The organism is uncultured Microbulbifer sp., from assembly GCF_947489355.1.
GTDB lineage: Bacteria > Pseudomonadota > Gammaproteobacteria > Pseudomonadales > Cellvibrionaceae > Microbulbifer.
Map to the genome: position 1 here is coordinate 1 of NZ_CANLDD010000015.1, position 18,243 is coordinate 18,243.

Sequence of the window (18,243 nt, forward strand, 5' to 3'; positions counted from 1 at the left end):
TCTTCCGCCAGATTGAGCAGACCGGTCTTGTGTTTAATGATGCGATCGTTAGTATGAATCATGGGGTTTATCCTTGGCTTTGGTTTCAGGTTTCGTCACCTTCATCAAAGCCGGTAAACCCCCTCTTTTCAAGGAGATGTGTCAGATTTGGTCTGAACTAATACAGTTTAGTATTCTGAACACTACCATAAAAAGGGCATCACTTATAAGGTGGTGCCCTTTTTCTGTCTCAGATAAAACTTACTAATTTAGGTAAGTTTTAACTATTGTGCTTTGTGCATAGTCTCTGTAACTTCAACTCGGCTTTCAACCGTCAAGCCAGACTGTCTTATCGCATTGAAAGCTTCTAACAAGTCATTGCCTTCTCTAACTTTCAAAATGGCAATGTCAGTGCCTGGAAATGTCGATACTACTTCCATGCCAGCAGCAGCTGCTACTTCTGATGCGCTAACATTTTCACCTAATAAAATTGTGATATTACCAGTTAAAGTTGTTAGTTCATCGGTCAGTGTATTTCGTACTATTGTACCTTTAGCAATAACATCTGTTACTGCATCAGCATCGATATTCACTATGGCCATTTCACCTTTAATTGCAACAACCTGTTCTGGTGCAGCAATCGATGATGGGACACTTGCCATTGATCGTTCAACCTTAAAGATACCAAACTCAGTAGAGTTCGCTCTTGCTTCGGATATCGTTCTTAGCTGCTTGACCTTTATATCTTTCTTTTCCACGCTATCAATAGTGCTGGCCTGTGCCATACCTGATAAACACAGTGCGGCAGTTAAGATCATTAATGTATTAAACTTCATTGTACTATCCTTCTTGTTGAGAGGCACGCCCGAACGCTCTTAGTGATACACCTTCTAGAACACTCTCTACAGGGTTATTAATCATGCCTGTCGCCTCCCACTGGTTTCTCGTGTTTGAGAACTCAATGTTAGTCTCACCGGTATCAAATGCTCTGATTGTCCAAGTTCCCATAGCATTTTCACCATAAAATGCATTCGAAAGGATTACGGCACCATCCAGGATGTAACCTTCGCTAAGAGTCCCATCGGCGAAGCTAAATGAAGCATCTAATAATGCCTGCTTAGAAGAAAGTAAAACACTTCTAGTGCCTGAAGGAGAAACCACTTCAAGCGCTAAGTCGTTACCAGCCGAGGTTAATAGACTATCATTTAAAAGGGGGCCACCTATATGTTCATTGCGGACATCAAACTCGAACTGCATGGCTTCAATAATAATATCTTCCGCCACTTCAATTTGTTGGCTCACACCAGTCGCACTATTGTCTGGAATAATCGCTTCCATGGCGTCGTCACCAGCGGTGGATCCCACACCTTGCCATTCAGTGATAAATTGTTCACCAAGGTTCTCTGGGTAATCTAAGGCCATAGCAACAGCTGCACCTGCATCAACTCGACCAAAGCCATAGAGATTGTTAAAGCGATAACCAGCTGCGTTTTCAACCCAGCCGTCGTGAGCAACAAAAGATCCTTCTCCAATTTGCAGTTCAACTTTTTCGTTTTCAGGGTCAACTATAGTGCTGGTTGAAGCTAAAATGTGCCGAACATCCCGCCAGGTCAACTCTGGGTTTGCTGATAAGATTAGAGACACAACGCCTGATGCATTCGGCGCAGCAGAAGATGTACCATTGAAGGTTGAAGTATAGTTACAAGTTGCGTTCTCTGGATGGCCTGGATAATTGAACGGGTATTGGCTGATTGCAAAGGCTTCACCAAAAGCTTCGCTAAACGAACTTATTCCGCTACCATTAAAGCCAGAATAACCATTAATACAGGTCATTTGGTCTGTTGTTACCATCGCTGGCCGATAACGTCCAAATTCACCGGCAGGAGCGGATACCATTATGCTTGCGCCTGCTGTTGAGTAACTTGTATGTTTGCCGTCAGCATTCACCGCCGCAACGTTCAAGTAATATGGGTGAGAGTGACTGGGCTGGAACGCTGAGTTGTAGCAGGTTAAACCTAAATCATTAGCGCCATTATCAGCACAGAAAGAACCCTCAAGAGTACTTCTTCCAGATCTAAAGGCATTACCACTGGACTTCATGTTCAAAGCGCCTTTGCCGCCTCGAAGCATAAGATTCGGGTAAGACTCAACAGCTACATCTAAAGCAGAGGGTGCGATAGCACTAGGGTAGGTAATGCCGTAGCTACGGTTAAATGCTGAAATTTCTTCATCCTTAGAAATACCACTTCCCGGAAACCCGTGAGCCAATAGGTCCGTTTGCTCTATTTTATCAGAGCCTAAATAGTTCATACCTATTAGCCCTGTATCTGGGGCTACACCACGGCTACCTATGTTGTTCCAGCCTGTAGCTGCAATTAAGCCAGCTACACTAGTACCATGATCACCGTCAATGGAGGTGCTCGTTGGGTCTGTTCTGTCAACTGCTGATGCGTTTAAGTTGATAGAGCGATTTGGTAATACATTATTTATCAAGTCTTCATGGCGAATTTCTACGCCTGAATCTACAACAACCGCTGTCACACCTGCACCAGTGACACCTTGAGCATAAGCAGCTGCAACATTCATGTCTTCGCCAGCAATAAGCTCTTCGGCTTCAAGTCTTTCAAATAGGGCATCAGCTTCCTCAACTGTATAAACCTCATCATCGACAAGGCCTTGCTTCATTTGATCACTTAATGCGTAAGCTTTTTGGCCTGTATTGCGTAGGTGCCATTGTTGATACGCTAGAGGGTCATTTGCAACCTTCATGATCTCAATGGTCGCAGAGGCTGAAACATCATTTGCTGTTACAGTATAAGCAATAGAAGCGGCTTGTCCTGAGATCGGAGTATATTCAAACTGATTGCCATTTAATGAAAGCTGACCATGACTAAAAGTATAAACGCCATCAACTGGATTAATAGCCTCACCATTTTCTGAAAAACCATAGGTTAAAGCATCACCATCTGGATCGCTGCCCAATAGTTCTCCAGATACAGGAATCCATTGCTTTGCTCCATCTACAGTTACATTACTTGCAGTTGGCGGAGTATCAGAAGCAACAGGATCAGAAGCAACAGGATCAGAAGCAGGATCGGAGGAAGACGAATCATTATTGCTCCCACAGCCTGATAATGTTAATAAAAGCGCTGCTTGAATCGCAGAAAGTTGGAACATTTTTCTAATCATTTAAATTTCCCATTATAAGTAATTGTCGGGTGTGAGAATTATAAACCACCTCAACGATGTCTGGCCACTAATCGTAGATATTCCAATAACTTCAGCACACAGACCGGGGAAGTCAATATTGTGCGCAATTTTACAGTGATTTACAGGAGGAATTTGGTATGGTTTCTTGAGTGTCGCGTAAGGAGAACTACTCCGGCAACGCACCACACGAGAATTTCTGGGGAGCTCTGAAAAATGAGTTTGTGCACCACCGCCGCTTTTTCACCCGGACGGAAGAGCAAGCAGCTATCAGGGAGTACATCAAGATTTTTTATAACCGCCAGTACCGCTTGGCAACCTGGCTCCGGCCGAATTTTCCAAATGGTATTTGTAGTCAGCCAAAGTCGCTTAAAGCTGATTGTCCTATATTGTCAAAAAATAACAGGATAGTTACAGCACAGACGGATTATTTTTCTGTGATGGAAAATGAGACAGGCTCGGTTGGAAATTTTTACTTGGATGATGACCAAGTGCTACCTATTGGTCTGCAAGTTAACCTTGGTCGAAGTTTAAATCTTTATGGAGAGGGTGCCAACCGTTTAGTGTCAATAATTGTGGGCTATCCAAAATGTATTGAGCGGGCACTAGCCTGGGCGATACCAAATATTAACTTTTCCGTTTTCAGTACAGAGGTTCTAACGGTTGACAGTGACGAAGATGGCATTAGTAATGGTGAAAAGACCCGGGCTGGTGAGGATGGTTTTATTACAATACCCTTGCTTTACGATACAGGCGGTGTTGGTCTCAACGATGGTGTTGAACTGAAAGTAGGCTCGGACCCAACTTAAGAGGGAAGCACTTCGCACGCAGCGGTGCGTTGTTGGGTTGGCGATAGGTATTCGTGCGTTATGTGCATCTCTTAACCCCTTGCCTGAGCTTACTATGAAAATCGAAGCGTTTTATCCAATGCCTGTGCGCTGTTGCACTGCTGTATTTCCAGGTGGGAAATCCCGAATAGCCGCAGTTTTTGACGAATCTGGTCCAGTTCGCTGTCGCTTGTGAGCCGGGGGTGTCGGGTCAGGCGCACCTGCAGGGGGAGGCCGGCTTCTGCCAGGAGTTTTGCACATTGCCAGGGTGCAGCTCCACTGCGGGCCACACCGGAAATAGCCGGGTAATTTTCCGGCAGGGCTTTGATATCAAGGCCGACCCAATCCAATCGGGGGATCAGGCGGCGCAGGCGGCGCGGGTAGATGCCGGCGGTGTGCAGGCCCACCTTGAATCCCAGTTTGCGCACCCCGGTTATGGCATCCTCCAGGGCTTCCTGGGCTGTGGGCTCGCCGCCGGAGAATACCACCGCATCCAGCAAACCGCGCCGATCAGCAAGAAGGTTCAGAATCTGGCCCCAGTCGTAGGCACTGGCGGCACGGGCGGGCAACAGATGGCCGTTGTGGCAGTAGCGGCAGCGCCAGGGGCAGCCCTGGCAAAAGACCACCGCGGCCAATTCGCCGGGGTAGTCGATGGCGGTAAATGGTGTAAAGCCGCCGACCCGCAGGCGTGCAGTCATGATTTTACACCGAGCCCGGTTTGTTGTTAGCGACAAAGAAGCGGCGCTCCCGGTGTTCGGACTGCTTGCCGGGGTTCCAGAATGACACCGGGCGGTGGTAGCCCATCACACGGCTCCAAACTTCGCAGCGGGTGCGGTCTTCCTCTTTCATTATTGGGGCTTGTTTATGCATGTCATGTCTCCTTGGTGGTCAAGTGTGAATTACTGCAGCGGCCCTGCTCATTCGCGAGCAGCGCCTCGTCGCAGCGGGGGCAAAATTCGTGCTCACCGCTCAGGTAACCGTGCACCGGGCAGATGGAAAAGCTGGGGGTCACAGTGATATAGGGCAGGCGGTAGTGCTCCAGTGCGCGCCGCAGCAGCCGGCGGCAACTGTCGCTGTCCGGCAGCTGCTCGCCCAGATACAGGTGCAATACGGTACCGCCGGTATAGCGGGACTGGAGGGACTCCTGCCGGGCCAGGGCTTCGAAGGGGTCATCGGTAAAGCCCACGGGCAGTTGTGTTGAGTTGGTATAGTAGGGCGCTTCTTCGCTGCCGGCCTGGATGATATCTGCGAAACGCCTGCGGTCCTCACGGGCAAATCGGTAGGTGGTGCCCTCGGCTGGCGTCGCCTCAAGGTTGTAGAGATGACCAGTTTGTTCCTGGAATTCCGTCATGCGTGCGCGGATATGGTCCAGCAGCCGTTCCGCCAGGCGGGTTCCTGTTTCAGTGACAATGCTCTCGCGGTCGCCGCTGAAATTGCGCAGCATCTCGTTGATGCCGTTTACCCCGATGGTGGAAAAATGATTGCGCAGAGTGCCCAGGTAGCGGAGGGTATAGGGAAACAGCCCCGCATCCATATGCTGCTGGATAATTTTGCGCTTGACCTCAAGTGAGTCCCGCGCCAGTTCCAGCAGCCGATCCAGGCGGATGACCAGGGCATCCCAATCGTCGCGGTACTGGTAGCCGAGACGTGCACAGTTGATCGTCACTACGCCGAGAGAGCCCGTCTGTTCCGCGGAACCGAACAGGCCGTTACCGCGTTTGAGCAATTCGCGCAGATCCAACTGCAAGCGGCAGCACATGGAGCGCACCATATTCGGACTCAGGTCTGAATTGATAAAGTTTTGGAAGTAGGGCAGGCCATAGCGGGCTGTCATGGCAAACAGGCGCTCTGCGTTGTCGCTGTGCCAGGGAAAATCCGCAGTGATGTTGTAGGTGGGAATCGGAAAGGTAAAAACCCGGCCACGTGCATCGCCCTCACTCATCACTTCGATATAGGCGCGGTTGATCAGGTCCATTTCTTCCTGCAGAGCGCCATAGGTGAACGGCATCTCCTCGCCTGCGATCACCGGTACCTGATCGCGCAGATCCTGCGGGCATACCCAGTCGAATGTGAGGTTGGTAAAAGGGGTTTGGGTTCCCCAGCGGGACGGTACATTGAGGTTGAAAATCAGCTCCTGCAAACATTGGCGCACGGTGGCGTAGCCCAGCCGGTCCTTGCGCACATAGGGGGCCAGGTAAGTGTCGAAGGAACTAAAAGCCTGGGCGCCAGCCCACTCGTTTTGCAGGGTTCCGAGAAAATTGACAATCTGGCCCACGGCGCTGGACAGATGTGCCGGCGGCGCGGATTCCACCTTGCCCGGCACGCCGTTCAAGCCTTCGTGCAGCAGGGTGCGCAGCGACCAGCCAGCGCAATAACCCGCAAGCATATCGAGATCGTGGATATGCAGGTCACCATCCCGGTGGGCTGCGCCGATTTCTTTTGCATAGACATGATTCAGCCAGTAGTTGGCGATCATTTTGCCGGCACTGTTCAGGATCAAACCGCCCAGAGAGTAGCCCTGATTGGCGTTGGCCGCGACACGCCAGTCCGCCCGCTGCAAATACTCATTGATCGAGGTCTCCACATTCACCAGGGATTGCCGATGACTGCGCAACCGCTGATGCCGGCCCCGATAGGTAATATAAGCCCGTGCAGTCTCCACATAATTGCCGCTGATCAACACCTGCTCGGCAATATTCTGGATCTCCTCAATATCAATTGGTGTGCCGTCATCAAAGCGGTGACCGATCACTTTCAACACCGACTGGGTGAGACGCAATGCGTCCTCTTCGTCATAAGCCTCGGTGGCACGGCCGGCACGCAAAAGCGCACTGGTGATTCGCCGGGCATCAAAAGCCAGGGTGCGTCCATCGCGCTTGCATACCAGATAATCTTCAGGGGATGTGATCGGGTTTGCCGAACTGGGTAGATTAGGGTGGGTTGGAGTGGCAATGCTCGTCATGGGCGGTCCTCACAAACAGTGCGGGAAGCATAACGAGGCAATGGGGGCAACACTTGATCTGGATCACTATATATTGAATATGAAAATTAAAGTCCCACAATATATGGTGTTTTCATTATTTTTGAACGGAGCTTTGAGTGGAGGTTTTGACGCCAAGGGGGGGGGAGTCAACCTGAAGCTTCAGCTGCCACTGCGACCCTATCCGTACTGATGGTACAGTAACCAAAAGGGCCTTCTGGCGACGGCCTTTCTGCTGGCTAAGTGGCGCGCTGGCCGGTGCAGGCTGCAGGTCCGATATGCCCTTGGGTGATGAGCCGCGCCTGACTGTGACTGCAGTCTTTCAGATCGGCGATTCAGCGGGCCATTGGAAATCTATTGGTCAGCCGGACGAGAAATCCAGATCCCGCACCATCCTGATATGGGGAATATTCGCCTCCGAGAAAATGTCACCTTTGACAACAAAGCCAACCCGGCTGTAGAACCCCTGGGCCTGTTGCTGGGCGTGCAAATAAACACGCTGATGGCCGAGGGTTTGGGCATGTTCGCAAATGGTCTCAAGCAGCTTCGCGCCATAGCCAAGGCCCCGCGCGGATTTTATTAGTGCTAAGCGACCGATCTTGCCATCTGCCGTCAGGCGTCCCGTGCCTATTGCCTCGCCATCCTTGAAAACAAGGAAATGCCGGGCGCTTTCTTCCAGGGTGTCCCACTCCAAATCGGCGGGCACTTTCTGTTCCCGCACAAACACGGCGTCCCGGATAGAGCGGATAGCGCTTCGCTCGCTATGCCAGTTGGCGGTGCGGATAACCGCGGCCATATCAGAAATCCTCCGGAGGATAGATCAGCGTGCCCTGGGAAACCAGTTGATCGATCAAGCCATCCGCAACGCCCAGTTGCGGATAGTCGTCGATATCGCGCCAGAGGATTGCGCGGCTTACGGTAAATTGTCTGGCAAAAGCAAGGGGCACGGGGAGAGCTTCCCCATCCACAAACAGGGTTGCAGGCTGGTGGCAAAAGGCACAGCGCGAGGCGGGATTCAGTACCAGGGACAGTCCCCGGGGCAGCTGTTGCCGCCAGTCGGCGGCACTGTCCGCATCCAGGGCCACGATATCTGGATATTTTGCCTCGGTCATTACCGCACCGAACCACCGGGTGATTTTCTCCGGCTGTTGCAGCCAATGGCCTAACTGTTTCTGTAGGCGTGCTACTGAGAGCGCGTCAATTTCGGCGGGATTCCCTGTGGGCTCCGCGCCTGCATCGGTATAGCGCATGCTGTCTGGCAATCCCGTTGCGATTTCGCTGGCGAGGTCCTCAAGAATCACCGCAGCAGAGGGCGCGCGAAAGCCGATGGAAATTGTTGTGCAGGGGCCTTCGGCAATACCCCAGTGACTGTACTGTGGCGGCAGGTAAAGCATATCGCCCGGTTCCAGTAGCCAGTGGTTTTCCGCTTCGAATGCACTCAGGATATTGAGCGGCGTGCCCGCCAGCTGCGGCTCGGTCTCATTGACTTTGGGGCCCTGTTGCCAGAGACGTTTGCCCTCAGCTTGAAGTAGAAAAACATCATAGTGGTCGTAGTGCGGGCCCACGCTGCCCTGATCGGCGGCATAGCTGATCATCACATCGTCAAGGCGCCAGTCGGGAATAAAACGAAAGTACTCTTTGAGTTCGGCTACTTCAGATAACCATTGGTCCACGGCTTGAACCAGCAGGGTCCAGCGGGTGCGGGGCAAAGAGAGGAAGTCCGCTTCGGTGAATGGTCCCGAGCGCAGTTGCCAGGGTCCATTTTCCCCGTGTTCCAGTACCAGGCGCGATTCCACCCTTTCTTCGAGGGCCATGCCCGCCAGCGCCTCAGGGGAAATGGGGGACTTGAAATCGGCAAAGGCGCTGCGAATCAGTAGGGGCTTTTGCTGCCAATAATCGCGCATAAAGATGTCGATCGGCATATCACCGAGATGGGTCAGGAGGCTGGCCATAGGAAACTCGCTATTGAAAAACCAAAAAGTGCGCGGACGCACTGTTTCCGGTCATTGCCCGCTGGAAGGCGCGTAGGGCGCGGGCGGTGTTTATCCTTGCGGCTACCTGTCGGGTGGCCGCTGCTGAACCTGTTTAAAGCTTGCGGGCCTGTTCTGCGGCATTGCCGATATAGGTGGACGGAGTCAATTCCAACAGAGCGCTCTTGGCCGCAGCAGGAATCTCCAGGCCTTCAATAAATACTTTCAGGGTCTCGCGGGTGATGCCCTGGCCGCGCGTGAGGGTTTTGAGTTTCTCGTAGGGTGCTTCGATATTGTAGCGGCGCATCACGGTCTGAATGGGTTCAGCCAGCACTTCCCAGGCATTGCCCAGGTCTTTTGCGAGGCGCTCGCGGTTGATTTCCAGCTTGCCCAGGCCCTTTGTGGTGGCGGCATAGGCGATAGTGGAATAGCCGGCACCAACTCCCATATTGCGCAGTACGGTGGAATCGGTCAGGTCGCGCTGCCAGCGGGAAAGGGGCAGCTTGGCGGCCAGGTGCCGGAACACGGCGTTGGCCAGGCCCAAATTGCCCTCGGAATTTTCGAAGTCGATGGGGTTGACCTTGTGCGGCATAGTGGAAGAACCCACTTCGCCGGCAACCACCCGCTGTTTGAAGTAGCCGAGGGAAATATAGCCCCAAATATCCCGGTCGAAATCAATCAGGATGGTGTTAAAGCGTGCGATTGCATCGAACAGTTCGGCAATATAGTCATGTGGCTCGATCTGGGTAGTGTAGGGGTTCCAGGTCAGGCCCAGGGAGTTTACAAACGCTTTCGCATGCTGTTCCCAGTCGATCTCCGGATAGGCGGACAGGTGTGCATTGTAGTTACCTACGGCGCCATTGATTTTACCCAGCAGGGGTACTGCGTGGATTTGGTTTACCTGGCGGCGCAAGCGCGCAACCACGTTGGCGAGTTCCTTGCCCACGGTGGAGGGGCTGGCGGATTGACCGTGGGTGCGCGACAGCATGGGCACATCGGCAAAGTTTTTGGCAAGCTCGGCGACCTTGTCCACGAGGTTGTTCATTGCTGGCAACAGGACCTTTTCACGCCCGGCGCGCAGCATCAGTGCGTGGGCAAGGTTGTTGATGTCTTCTGAGGTGCAGGCGAAGTGGACGAATTCGCTCACCCTGGCCAATTGTGCATTGCTACTGATTTTTTCCTTGAGAAAGTATTCGACAGCTTTTACATCGTGGTTGGTAGTGCGTTCGATGTCTTTGATACGCTGGGCATCTTCCAGGGAGAAATCGGCCACGATGCGGTCGAGCAGCTGATTGGCATCGTCGTCGAACCGCGCCACCTCGGTGATCTGCCTGTGCGCGGAGAGTTGCTGCAGCCAGCGTACCTCTACTTCAACGCGGGCGGAAATCAGGCCGTATTCGCTGAAAATAGCGCGCAGAGGGGCGGTCTTGGCCTCGTAGCGGCCATCAATGGGGGATACCGCTGTAAGTGCGGAAAGCGCAACGGTCATAGTCAATCTCCGAAACTAGTGATTTGTAGATTCGATGTGTGCGATCAATTCATTGGTCGAGCGCAATAGCTTCTTGCGCTGAAACAGCAGATGCAGGCGGCGACCGCCCAGCTGCCGCCACAGGGTTGCGGCGCGGATGCCGGCAAACAGCATGGAGCGGATCTGGTTGGCGATGCGTTGCTGCTGCAGGTAATTGAAATCTCCGAGTACCTGGATGCGAAAGCGGAAGGTACCGAGGGTGTCACTGTAGATACTGGCCAGGTTTGAAAACACATTTTCGTGTGTCGGTGCGAAATGCTCGGCCTGGGCTTTGGCTTTTTGCAGGCGGTTGCCAATGATGGAAAGGAGCGCGCTCTTTTTGCTGAGCTGCCGCTGCAGATAGAGTATGGAAAGCGCATACCGAAGACAGTCGGTATATTCTGGGTGCTGGCGCGATTGTAGCAGTTGCCTTGAGACCTGCAGGCCCGGCAGTAGATTGACGGCACCGCCAAAGACAGTGTCGGTGTGGTCGGGATTGAGCTGAAACAGGCTGAACACACCCGTTTCCAATTGTACCTGCGGGGCAGTGCCGGTCTTTGCGAGGCGTTCTACCAGTGTTGCAGCTTGAAATATTCCGGCCAGTGCCAGAGCCTGATCCCGCCAGTTATTCAAAATCGCTCCTTAGTGTTTGTTGTTTTTTTCGATACGGCAGAACCGATGCCGGTGGCATTTTCTATCACCGCACCGCCAAGGCAAACCTCGCCATCGTAGAGTACCAGTGATTGCCCCGGTGTCACGGCGCGCTGTGGCTCATCAAATGCCACAACCAGGTCTCCATTTTCCTGTACATGCACAGTGCAATCCTGGTCTGGCTGGCGGTAGCGGGTTTTAGCCTGGCAGCGGAATGTTTCACCCGGTGCGGCGCCATTAATCCAGTGTGTCTGGGTTGCTTCTAGCCCTGTTGCATAGAGCAATGGATGATGCGCCCCCTGTGCAACGATCAGTACATTGCGCCGCAGGTCTTTGCCCACCACGTACCAGGGATCCTCCCCGCCACCTTTGACGCCGCCGATACCCAGGCCCTGCCGCTGGCCAATGGTGTGGTACATCAATCCCGCATGGTGCCCCATGAACCTGCCTTCCGGCGTTTGCATATCCCCGGGCTGTGCCGGCAGGTACTGTTCCAGAAAATCCTTGAAACGGCGCTCGCCGATAAAACAGATGCCGGTGCTGTCTTTTTTGTTATGGGTGATAAAGCTGTTCTCTTCGGCAATACGGCGGACTTCGGGTTTTTCCAATTCCCCGAGCGGGAAGAGGGCACGGGCGAATGCCGCCTCTCCCACCGCGTGCAGGAAATAGCTCTGATCCTTGTTGCCATCCAGCCCCTTGAGCAGATAGGTGCGCCCCTTACTATCACGACGGCGCGCATAGTGGCCGGTGGCAATGGCATCCGCGCCCAGCACTTCTGCGTATTCGAGGAAGACTTTGAATTTGATTTCGCGATTGCACAGGATATCCGGGTTGGGTGTGCGCCCGGCCTTGTATTCCGCCAGGAAGTAGGCAAAGACATGATCCCAGTATTCAGCGGCAAAGCTGGCTGTATGTAGTTGAATGCCGAGCCTGTGGCAGATGTCCTGGGCATCGGCCAGGTCGGCCCTGGCGGTACAGTACTCGGTGCCGTCGTCCTCGTCCCAGTTCTTCATAAACAGGCCCTCGACCCGATAGCCCTGCTGGATCAGGCGCAATGCGGCTACGGAAGAATCGACACCGCCGGACATGCCGACAATGATGCGCTTGGGCTGTTTGTTGGGTGTGGAATCAGACATAGAAGGACTGTCCCTACCTCACTGGAAAGGAAAAAGGGGCGAATTTTACCTGTGAAAACGCCCCGGACCAAGGCCGTTTTGAGTTTCCGTTAGTGCTTACCGCTGTCGGTGCGCGGGATACGCTTTTGTCCGGGCTTTGACCGGGTCTTGTCAGCGGTGAAAATCTCCTCCATCCGGTATTCTCCGGGCTTAAGCGCGCCGAGCTGCCAGCGGCCGATCGCCATACGCACCAGGCGCAGGGTGGGGAAGCCGACGGCGGCGGTCATACGCCGCACCTGGCGGTTACGGCCTTCGCAAATGGTCAGTTCCAGCCAACTGGTGGGTATGGACTTTCGCTCCCGAATCGGCGGCGTGCGCGGCCACAGTTTAACATCGGGCAGGCGCCGGGTCCTGGCCGGCGCAGAGCACCCCTCTTTGAGAACCACGCCCCGGCGCAGAGCCCTGAGTGCATCAATGCTAATCTCCCCCTCAACCTGGACCCAGTAGGTTTTTGCCATCTTTTTCTTTGGGTGGCTGATTTGATGTTGCAGTGCGCCATCGGCTGTGAGCAACAGTAGTCCCTCCGAGTCAAAATCGAGCCGGCCGGCGGGATAGAACCCCTTTTGGCAGATGTAGTCTGCAAGCGTGGGGCGGCACTGGCTATCCGTGAATTGGCTCAGGACGCCGTAGGGTTTGTTGAAGAGAACGAGCTTGGCCATGGCAAAAACCCGGTATTGTAATCCAACAACAAAAAGAAGCCGATACTGCTATAATCCCGCCGTTTTTGTCCCCGCCCCAAGGGCCCGGGGAAGTGGTGCAAGCAATGCTGGGCCTAAAAAGTCACAGAATTTAGGGAGTTTACGCAATATGGGTCATATCCAAGTGCCGACAGACGGCGAAAAAGTTACAGTCAATGCCGATGGTTCGCTGAATGTTCCGGATCGCCCGGTGATTCCCTTTATCGAGGGCGACGGCATCGGTGTGGATATCACCCCGGTTATGCGCAAGGTGATCGATGCCGCAGTAGAGAAGGCTTATGGTGGCGGCAAAAAAATCGAGTGGATGGAAATCTACTGTGGTGAAAAAGCGGCTGAGACATACGCGGGCGACTGGTTCCCGGCCGAAACCCTCGCGGCGATTCGGGAGTATGTTGTCAGCATCAAAGGCCCTCTCACTACCCCGGTAGGTGGGGGATTCCGTTCCCTGAATGTCGCTCTGCGCCAGGAACTGGATCTGTATGTCTGTCAGCGACCGGTGCGCTGGTTCAGCGGCGTGCCCTCTCCGGTGAAGGAGCCGAACAAGGTAGATATGGTGATCTTCCGGGAGAACTCCGAAGATATCTATGCAGGCATCGAGTGGAAAGCGGACAGTGACGAAGCGAAAAAAGTCATCCAGTTCCTGCAAGAAGACATGGGTGTTAAGAAAATCCGCTTTCCGGAGCACTGCGGTATCGGCGTCAAGCCGGTTTCTGCCGAAGGCACCAAGCGCCTGGTGCGCAAGGCGATCCAATATGCCATAGACCAGGACCGCGATTCCGTCACCCTGGTACACAAAGGCAATATCATGAAGTTCACCGAAGGTGCCTTTGCCGATTGGGGCTACGAGCTGGCGCGCGATGAGTTTGGTGCCCAACCTCTGGACGGGGGCCCCTGGCATAGCTTCAAGAGCCCGAAAACCGGTAGGGAAATTATTATCAAGGATGTGATTGCAGATGCCATGCTGCAGCAAATCCTGCTGCGTCCGGCGGAGTATGATGTTATCGCCACTCTGAATCTGAACGGTGACTATCTGTCCGATGCCCTGGCTGCTCAGGTGGGGGGTATCGGCATTGCGCCGGGTGCCAACCTTTCCGACGAAGTCGCGCTGTTTGAAGCCACGCACGGCACAGCGCCCAAGTACGCCGGCCAGGACAAGGTCAACCCCGGCTCCCTGATTCTGTCTGCGGAAATGATGCTGCGTCACCTGGGTTGGGAAAAAGCGGCAAACCTGGTCATCACAGGTATGGAGGGCGCCATCAAGGCCAAGACCGTCACTTACGACTTCGAACGCCTGATGGAGGGCGCCGAACTGAAATCCTGTTCTGAGTTTGGTGGCGAAGTTATCACCCACATGGTCTAGATTGCCGCCGGGCTGGTTGTCTGGGCGCCGGCCTTAGACAAGCCCTTCACTGAAAAGTGGAGGGCTTTTTTGCCTGAGCGTATTGCCGGGTGCGGTTGGCTAATCCAGCGCCTCGGCTTCCTTTTCCCGGAGTGCTTCAGAAGGTGCAGGCTCAGATTCGTGACTGGGGGGGCTGGATTCGCCCGCAGTCACAGAGGAAATGTTGGTGGCGTGATAGCCCTTATCGCCCCTGATGATATCAAAGGTGACCTGCTGGCCAGCTTTCAGGGTTCGATAACCCTCCATTTGAATTGCGGAATAGTGTGCAAAAAGATCCTCCCCTCCGTCATCCGCAAGAATAAATCCATATCCCTTGGCGTTGTTGAACCACTTCACGGTACCGGTAGGCATAGCGAACTCCCTCTAATTGCCCAGGTGGCCCCCTGGCCACCGTACAGAGTTTTTATTTTTATTTGAACTGCGAATAAATCGGCTGCGATCCTGACTGCGATTAACGGCTGCGAATAAGGCAGACAATACCTCTTGTAGTCAACTGGCGTGAGAATGTCAAGAAACCCAGCTGGTTACTGTGGTATCCCTGTGTCGATGGTCAATTAAGGTTACAATGGCAGGTCATTGATGTTTGCGCGGGTGGCAACATCCGAGCTCAAAAGACCGAGCTCAAAAGAAAGAATGCATTGATAATTTTTATGAGTGTTGCAAAAATCATTAAACTAAACGCCGATAAAGAGGACGGGGATCGCGAGTTCTCCGATGGTGGGCTCGCGCTGGAAGAGGCGCCACCGCAGTTAAAGCGACCCCCGATGTATAAAGTCGTGATGCTCAATGATGACTATACCCCCATGGACTTTGTGGTTGAGACTCTGGAGCTGTTTTTTGGCGTCAACCGGGAGCGTGCAACGCAGCTGATGTTGCAGGTACACACGCGGGGAAAAGCGGTGTGCGGTGTCTATACTCGGGATATAGCGGAGACAAAGGCCGCCCAGGTCAATCGATTCGCCCAGGAGAATGAACATCCATTGCTGTGCGAGATTGAGGCGGATGAAAGTAAAGACCAGTGATTTTGGACAGAGCTGCCTTTGAACTAGGGCCCCGTCACCTGAAAGGAATCAGCCAGGATATAGACGCCGGCAAAGGGTGCGCGCCAACCAGCGGAGTCGGCGGGAACTATTGGCGATTACGGTTTGAGGTTTAAATGCTCAGCAAGGACTTAGAGGTAACGCTTAATCTGGCGTTCAAGGGTGCGCGCGCAAAACGGCACGAATTCATGACCGTAGAGCACCTGCTGCTGGCGCTTTTGGACAATGAATCGGCAGCCGATGTGTTGCATGCCTGTGGGGCCGATCTCAGTGCGCTGCGGCGTGAACTGCTGGAGTTTGTGGATTCCACCACGCCGTTGATTCCCGAAGCCGATAGCGATCGCGAAACCCAGCCGACACTCGGTTTCCAAAGAGTCCTGCAGCGGGCCGTTTTTCACGTCCAGTCCTCCGGCAAAAAAGAGGTGACCGGGGCCAATGTCCTGGTGGCGATTTTTTGCGAGCAGGAAAGCCAAGCCGTTTATTACCTGAAGCAACAAAGTGTTGCGCGCATTGATGTGGTCAATTACATCACCCACGGGATTTCCCGTGTCGGCTCCAGTGGCAACAATCACCACCACAGCCCCGATGCCGCACCGGAGCAGGTCGACGAGGAGATCGGCGGCGGCACTGAAGCCGGTGCCGCGGACCCCCTGGGAAGCTATGCCACCAATTTGAACCAGGAGGCTATTCTGGGCCGTATCGATCCCCTGGTGGGGCGCGTCCCTGAGGTGGAACGGGTTACCCAGGTCCTGGCACGCCGGCGCAAGAACAATCCACTGCTGGTTGGCGAGTCCGGTGTCGGTAAAACGGCGATCGCCGAAGGGCTCGCGCGGCGCATCGTGGATGAAGATATTCCCGAGCCTCTCAAAGAGAGCACCATCTACTCACTGGATCTCGGCTCTTTGCTGGCCGGGACCAAGTACCGGGGGGATTTCGAGAAGCGTTTCAAAGCCCTGTTGGCCGAGCTGAGGAAGCGTGAGCACGCGGTGCTGTTTATCGATGAGATCCACACCATTATCGGTGCCGGTGCGGCCTCTGGTGGCGTAATGGATGCCTCCAATCTGCTCAAACCGCTGCTCTCCAGTGGCCATTTTCGTTGTATCGGCTCCACCACATTCAGCGAATATCGCGGTATCTTCGAGAAAGATCGCGCCTTGTCCCGCCGCTTCCAGAAGATTGATGTGAGCGAGCCAACCGTTGAAGAGACGGTGCAGATTCTGCAGGGGCTTAGAAGCTGCTTTGAGGATCACCACAAGGTACGTTTTACCGAGGCGGCCCTGGAAGCGGCGGCGCAGCTTTCCAGCCGCCATATCACCGAGCGTTTTCTTCCGGACAAGGCCATCGATGTTATTGATGAGGCCGGCGCTTACCAATCGTTGCTGCCCCTTGAGGAGCGCACGGAGGTCATTGGCGTTGGTGAAATTGAGTCGGTGATCGCAAAAATGGCCCGTATCCCGGCCAAGAGTGTTTCCGCATCGGATAAAGAACAGCTGTCCAAACTCGACGATAACCTGAAGATGGTGGTATTTGGCCAGGACCGGGCTATCGAGGCACTCAGTACCGCGATCAAGCTCAGTCGCGCGGGCTTGGGTGCTGAGGAGAAGCCCATAGGCTCCTTCCTGTTCTCCGGTCCCACCGGTGTCGGCAAGACCGAGTTGTGCCGGCAGTTGGCGAAGGTGATGGGCATCGAGCTGATTCGCTTCGATATGTCGGAGTACATGGAGCGGCACACGGTCTCCCGCCTGATCGGGGCGCCGCCGGGCTATGTGGGTTTTGATCAGGGCGGTTTGCTGACCGACGCTGTCACCAAACATCCCCACAGTGTGGTCTTGCTGGATGAAATCGAAAAGGCCCACCCCGAGGTTTTCAATCTGCTTCTGCAGGTGATGGATCACGGCACTCTGACGGACAACAACGGGCGCAAGGCCGACTTCCGCAATGTGATCCTGATTATGACCACTAATGCCGGCGCCGAGTTGATGAGCCGCCGCTCAATTGGCTTCTCCAGTCAGGATCATTCCACGGATGGTATGGAGGAGATTAAAAAGATCTTCACCCCCGAGTTCCGCAACCGCCTGGACAGCATTATCCAGTTTGCTGCTTTGCCATTGGATGTGGTGAAAACGGTGGTGGACAAGTTGATTGTCGAGCTGCAGACGCAACTGGATGATTCCCGGGTGACCCTGGCCGTGGACGATGAGGCCCGCGAGTGGCTGGCTTTACACGGCTACGATGAAACAATGGGGGCCCGCCCCATGTCCCGCCTGATTCGCGACAAGCTGCGCAAACCCCTGGCCGAAGCCGTTCTGTTTGGAGAGCTGGCGGAAGAGGGGGGGCGAGTGGCGGTGACAATAGAAAATGATGAGTTGGCAATAAAAACTGCGGTGCCGGCCTGATTATCGATACGCCATTGCAACAAAAAAAGCCACCTGCGGTGGCTTTTTTTGACTGGGCAAGCTGCCGATAAGGGGCTTCCAGCAGTGCGCAGATTAGCGCGCCCGGTAGGTGATACGTCCCTTGCTCAGATCGTAGGGGGTCAGCTCCACCTTGACCTTGTCACCGGTGAGGATGCGAATATAGTTTTTGCGCATTTTCCCCGAGATATGTGCAATGATCACGTGCCCATTTTCCAACTTCACGCGGAAAGTGGTATTTGGCAGAGTGTCAATCACCTCGCCTTCCATTTCAATATAATCGTCTTTTGCCATGCGGCAGCAACCTTAAAATAACTTGATCAGACCTGTACCCCGGAGACACTCTGGTCTAGCCGCGGTTCGACGGGCGAGCATTTTGCACGAAAAGAGGCGCTA

The 18,243-nt window shown here is 53.9% G+C and carries 16 protein-coding genes and 1 pseudogene; 4 read left to right on the forward strand and 13 right to left on the reverse strand.

Going from position 1 to position 18,243, the window contains the following annotated elements; all coding sequences use genetic code 11:
* Nucleotides 1-263 precede the first annotated feature (263 nt).
* Nucleotides 264-815, reverse strand: coding sequence for a hypothetical protein (locus Q1A48_RS08535; RefSeq protein ID WP_299943471.1), 552 nt, complete (start codon nucleotides 813-815; stop codon nucleotides 264-266).
* A gap of 4 nt (nucleotides 816-819) precedes the next feature.
* Complete coding sequence (locus tag Q1A48_RS08540; protein ID WP_299943474.1) at nucleotides 820-3,168, reverse strand: S8 family serine peptidase; 2,349 nt, start codon at nucleotides 3,166-3,168, stop codon at nucleotides 820-822.
* Between the two features lie 95 nt (nucleotides 3,169-3,263).
* On the opposite strand from Q1A48_RS08540, the pseudogene Q1A48_RS08545 reads away from it, so the two are divergent.
* A pseudogene (locus Q1A48_RS08545) lies at nucleotides 3,264-3,541 on the forward strand (IS3 family transposase); the annotation flags it as partial.
* 546 nt (nucleotides 3,542-4,087) lie between these two features.
* Here the strand turns inward: Q1A48_RS08545 and Q1A48_RS08550 are convergent.
* From Q1A48_RS08550 to Q1A48_RS08590, 9 genes are all read right to left on the reverse strand, one after another.
* Nucleotides 4,088-4,711, reverse strand: coding sequence for an anaerobic ribonucleoside-triphosphate reductase activating protein (locus Q1A48_RS08550; protein ID WP_299943477.1), 624 nt, complete (start codon nucleotides 4,709-4,711; stop codon nucleotides 4,088-4,090).
* A 4-nt stretch (nucleotides 4,712-4,715) separates the two neighbouring features.
* Nucleotides 4,716-4,883 carry an anaerobic ribonucleoside-triphosphate reductase gene (gene nrdD, locus Q1A48_RS08555; RefSeq protein WP_299943480.1) on the reverse strand — a complete coding sequence of 56 codons (168 nt, stop codon included), beginning with the start codon at nucleotides 4,881-4,883 and terminating at the stop codon, nucleotides 4,716-4,718.
* Between the two features lies 1 nt (nucleotide 4,884).
* Entirely contained in the window at nucleotides 4,885-6,975 is a 2,091-nt protein-coding gene (locus Q1A48_RS08560; protein ID WP_299943482.1) for a ribonucleoside triphosphate reductase, read from the reverse strand.
* Nucleotides 6,976-7,354: 379 nt separating this feature from the next.
* A complete protein-coding gene (locus Q1A48_RS08565) occupies nucleotides 7,355-7,789 on the reverse strand; it encodes a GNAT family N-acetyltransferase (RefSeq protein WP_299943485.1) in 435 nt (144 codons plus the stop codon).
* Between the two features lies 1 nt (nucleotide 7,790).
* Entirely contained in the window at nucleotides 7,791-8,945 is a 1,155-nt protein-coding gene (locus tag Q1A48_RS08570; protein WP_299943487.1) for a cupin domain-containing protein, read from the reverse strand.
* A gap of 133 nt (nucleotides 8,946-9,078) precedes the next feature.
* Entirely contained in the window at nucleotides 9,079-10,452 is a 1,374-nt protein-coding gene (purB, locus tag Q1A48_RS08575) for an adenylosuccinate lyase (protein ID WP_299943490.1), read from the reverse strand.
* Between the two features lie 15 nt (nucleotides 10,453-10,467).
* Nucleotides 10,468-11,106, reverse strand: coding sequence for a high frequency lysogenization protein HflD (gene hflD / locus Q1A48_RS08580; RefSeq protein ID WP_299943680.1), 639 nt, complete (start codon nucleotides 11,104-11,106; stop codon nucleotides 10,468-10,470).
* A complete protein-coding gene (gene mnmA / locus Q1A48_RS08585) occupies nucleotides 11,100-12,257 on the reverse strand; it encodes a tRNA 2-thiouridine(34) synthase MnmA (protein WP_299943493.1) in 1,158 nt (385 codons plus the stop codon). The genes hflD and mnmA overlap by 7 nt, the downstream gene beginning before the upstream one ends.
* 89 nt (nucleotides 12,258-12,346) lie before the next feature.
* The gene (locus Q1A48_RS08590) at nucleotides 12,347-12,955 is read right to left on the reverse strand and encodes a pseudouridine synthase (RefSeq protein WP_299943496.1); all 609 of its coding nucleotides are present in this window, start codon (nucleotides 12,953-12,955) and stop codon (nucleotides 12,347-12,349) included.
* Between the two features lie 148 nt (nucleotides 12,956-13,103).
* Here Q1A48_RS08590 and icd point away from each other — a divergent pair, with 148 nt between their 5' ends.
* The gene (icd, locus tag Q1A48_RS08595) at nucleotides 13,104-14,354 is read left to right on the forward strand and encodes an NADP-dependent isocitrate dehydrogenase (RefSeq protein ID WP_299943498.1); all 1,251 of its coding nucleotides are present in this window, start codon (nucleotides 13,104-13,106) and stop codon (nucleotides 14,352-14,354) included.
* Between the two features lie 99 nt (nucleotides 14,355-14,453).
* Here icd and cspD read toward each other — a convergent pair whose 3' ends face one another.
* Nucleotides 14,454-14,744, reverse strand: a complete 291-nt coding sequence (gene cspD / locus Q1A48_RS08600; protein WP_299943501.1) for a cold shock domain-containing protein CspD — start codon at nucleotides 14,742-14,744, stop codon at nucleotides 14,454-14,456.
* 299 nt (nucleotides 14,745-15,043) lie between these two features.
* On the opposite strand from cspD, the gene clpS reads away from it, so the two are divergent.
* Both clpS and clpA read left to right on the forward strand, forming a co-directional pair.
* Nucleotides 15,044-15,415, forward strand: coding sequence for an ATP-dependent Clp protease adapter ClpS (clpS, locus tag Q1A48_RS08605; protein WP_299943504.1), 372 nt, complete (start codon nucleotides 15,044-15,046; stop codon nucleotides 15,413-15,415).
* 134 nt (nucleotides 15,416-15,549) lie between these two features.
* On the forward strand, nucleotides 15,550-17,829 hold the full coding sequence (clpA, locus tag Q1A48_RS08610) for an ATP-dependent Clp protease ATP-binding subunit ClpA (RefSeq protein WP_299943507.1): 2,280 nt from the start codon (nucleotides 15,550-15,552) through the stop codon (nucleotides 17,827-17,829).
* A 93-nt stretch (nucleotides 17,830-17,922) separates the two neighbouring features.
* Here the strand turns inward: clpA and infA are convergent, their stop codons facing one another.
* The gene (gene infA, locus Q1A48_RS08615; RefSeq protein ID WP_299943510.1) at nucleotides 17,923-18,141 is read right to left on the reverse strand and encodes a translation initiation factor IF-1; all 219 of its coding nucleotides are present in this window, start codon (nucleotides 18,139-18,141) and stop codon (nucleotides 17,923-17,925) included.
* Between the last annotated feature and the right edge of the window lie 102 nt (nucleotides 18,142-18,243).

Bases quoted from the DNA above. Each gene is read 5' to 3' on its own strand.
- Q1A48_RS08535 (WP_299943471.1), bottom strand. From the start codon at position 815: ATGAAGTTTAATACATTAATGATCTTAACTGCCGCACTGTGTTTATCA.
- Q1A48_RS08540 (WP_299943474.1), bottom strand. From the start codon at position 3,168: ATGATTAGAAAAATGTTCCAACTTTCTGCGATTCAAGCAGCGCTTTTA.
- Q1A48_RS08550 (WP_299943477.1), bottom strand. From the start codon at position 4,711: ATGACTGCACGCCTGCGGGTCGGCGGCTTTACACCATTTACCGCCATC.
- nrdD (WP_299943480.1), bottom strand. From the start codon at position 4,883: ATGCATAAACAAGCCCCAATAATGAAAGAGGAAGACCGCACCCGCTGC.
- Q1A48_RS08560 (WP_299943482.1), bottom strand. From the start codon at position 6,975: ATGACGAGCATTGCCACTCCAACCCACCCTAATCTACCCAGTTCGGCA.
- Q1A48_RS08565 (WP_299943485.1), bottom strand. From the start codon at position 7,789: ATGGCCGCGGTTATCCGCACCGCCAACTGGCATAGCGAGCGAAGCGCT.
- Q1A48_RS08570 (WP_299943487.1), bottom strand. From the start codon at position 8,945: ATGGCCAGCCTCCTGACCCATCTCGGTGATATGCCGATCGACATCTTT.
- purB (WP_299943490.1), bottom strand. From the start codon at position 10,452: ATGACCGTTGCGCTTTCCGCACTTACAGCGGTATCCCCCATTGATGGC.
- mnmA (WP_299943493.1), bottom strand. From the start codon at position 12,257: ATGTCTGATTCCACACCCAACAAACAGCCCAAGCGCATCATTGTCGGC.
- Q1A48_RS08590 (WP_299943496.1), bottom strand. From the start codon at position 12,955: ATGGCCAAGCTCGTTCTCTTCAACAAACCCTACGGCGTCCTGAGCCAA.
- icd (WP_299943498.1), top strand. From the start codon at position 13,104: ATGGGTCATATCCAAGTGCCGACAGACGGCGAAAAAGTTACAGTCAAT.
- cspD (WP_299943501.1), bottom strand. From the start codon at position 14,744: ATGCCTACCGGTACCGTGAAGTGGTTCAACAACGCCAAGGGATATGGA.
- clpS (WP_299943504.1), top strand. From the start codon at position 15,044: ATGAGTGTTGCAAAAATCATTAAACTAAACGCCGATAAAGAGGACGGG.
- clpA (WP_299943507.1), top strand. From the start codon at position 15,550: ATGCTCAGCAAGGACTTAGAGGTAACGCTTAATCTGGCGTTCAAGGGT.
- infA (WP_299943510.1), bottom strand. From the start codon at position 18,141: ATGGCAAAAGACGATTATATTGAAATGGAAGGCGAGGTGATTGACACT.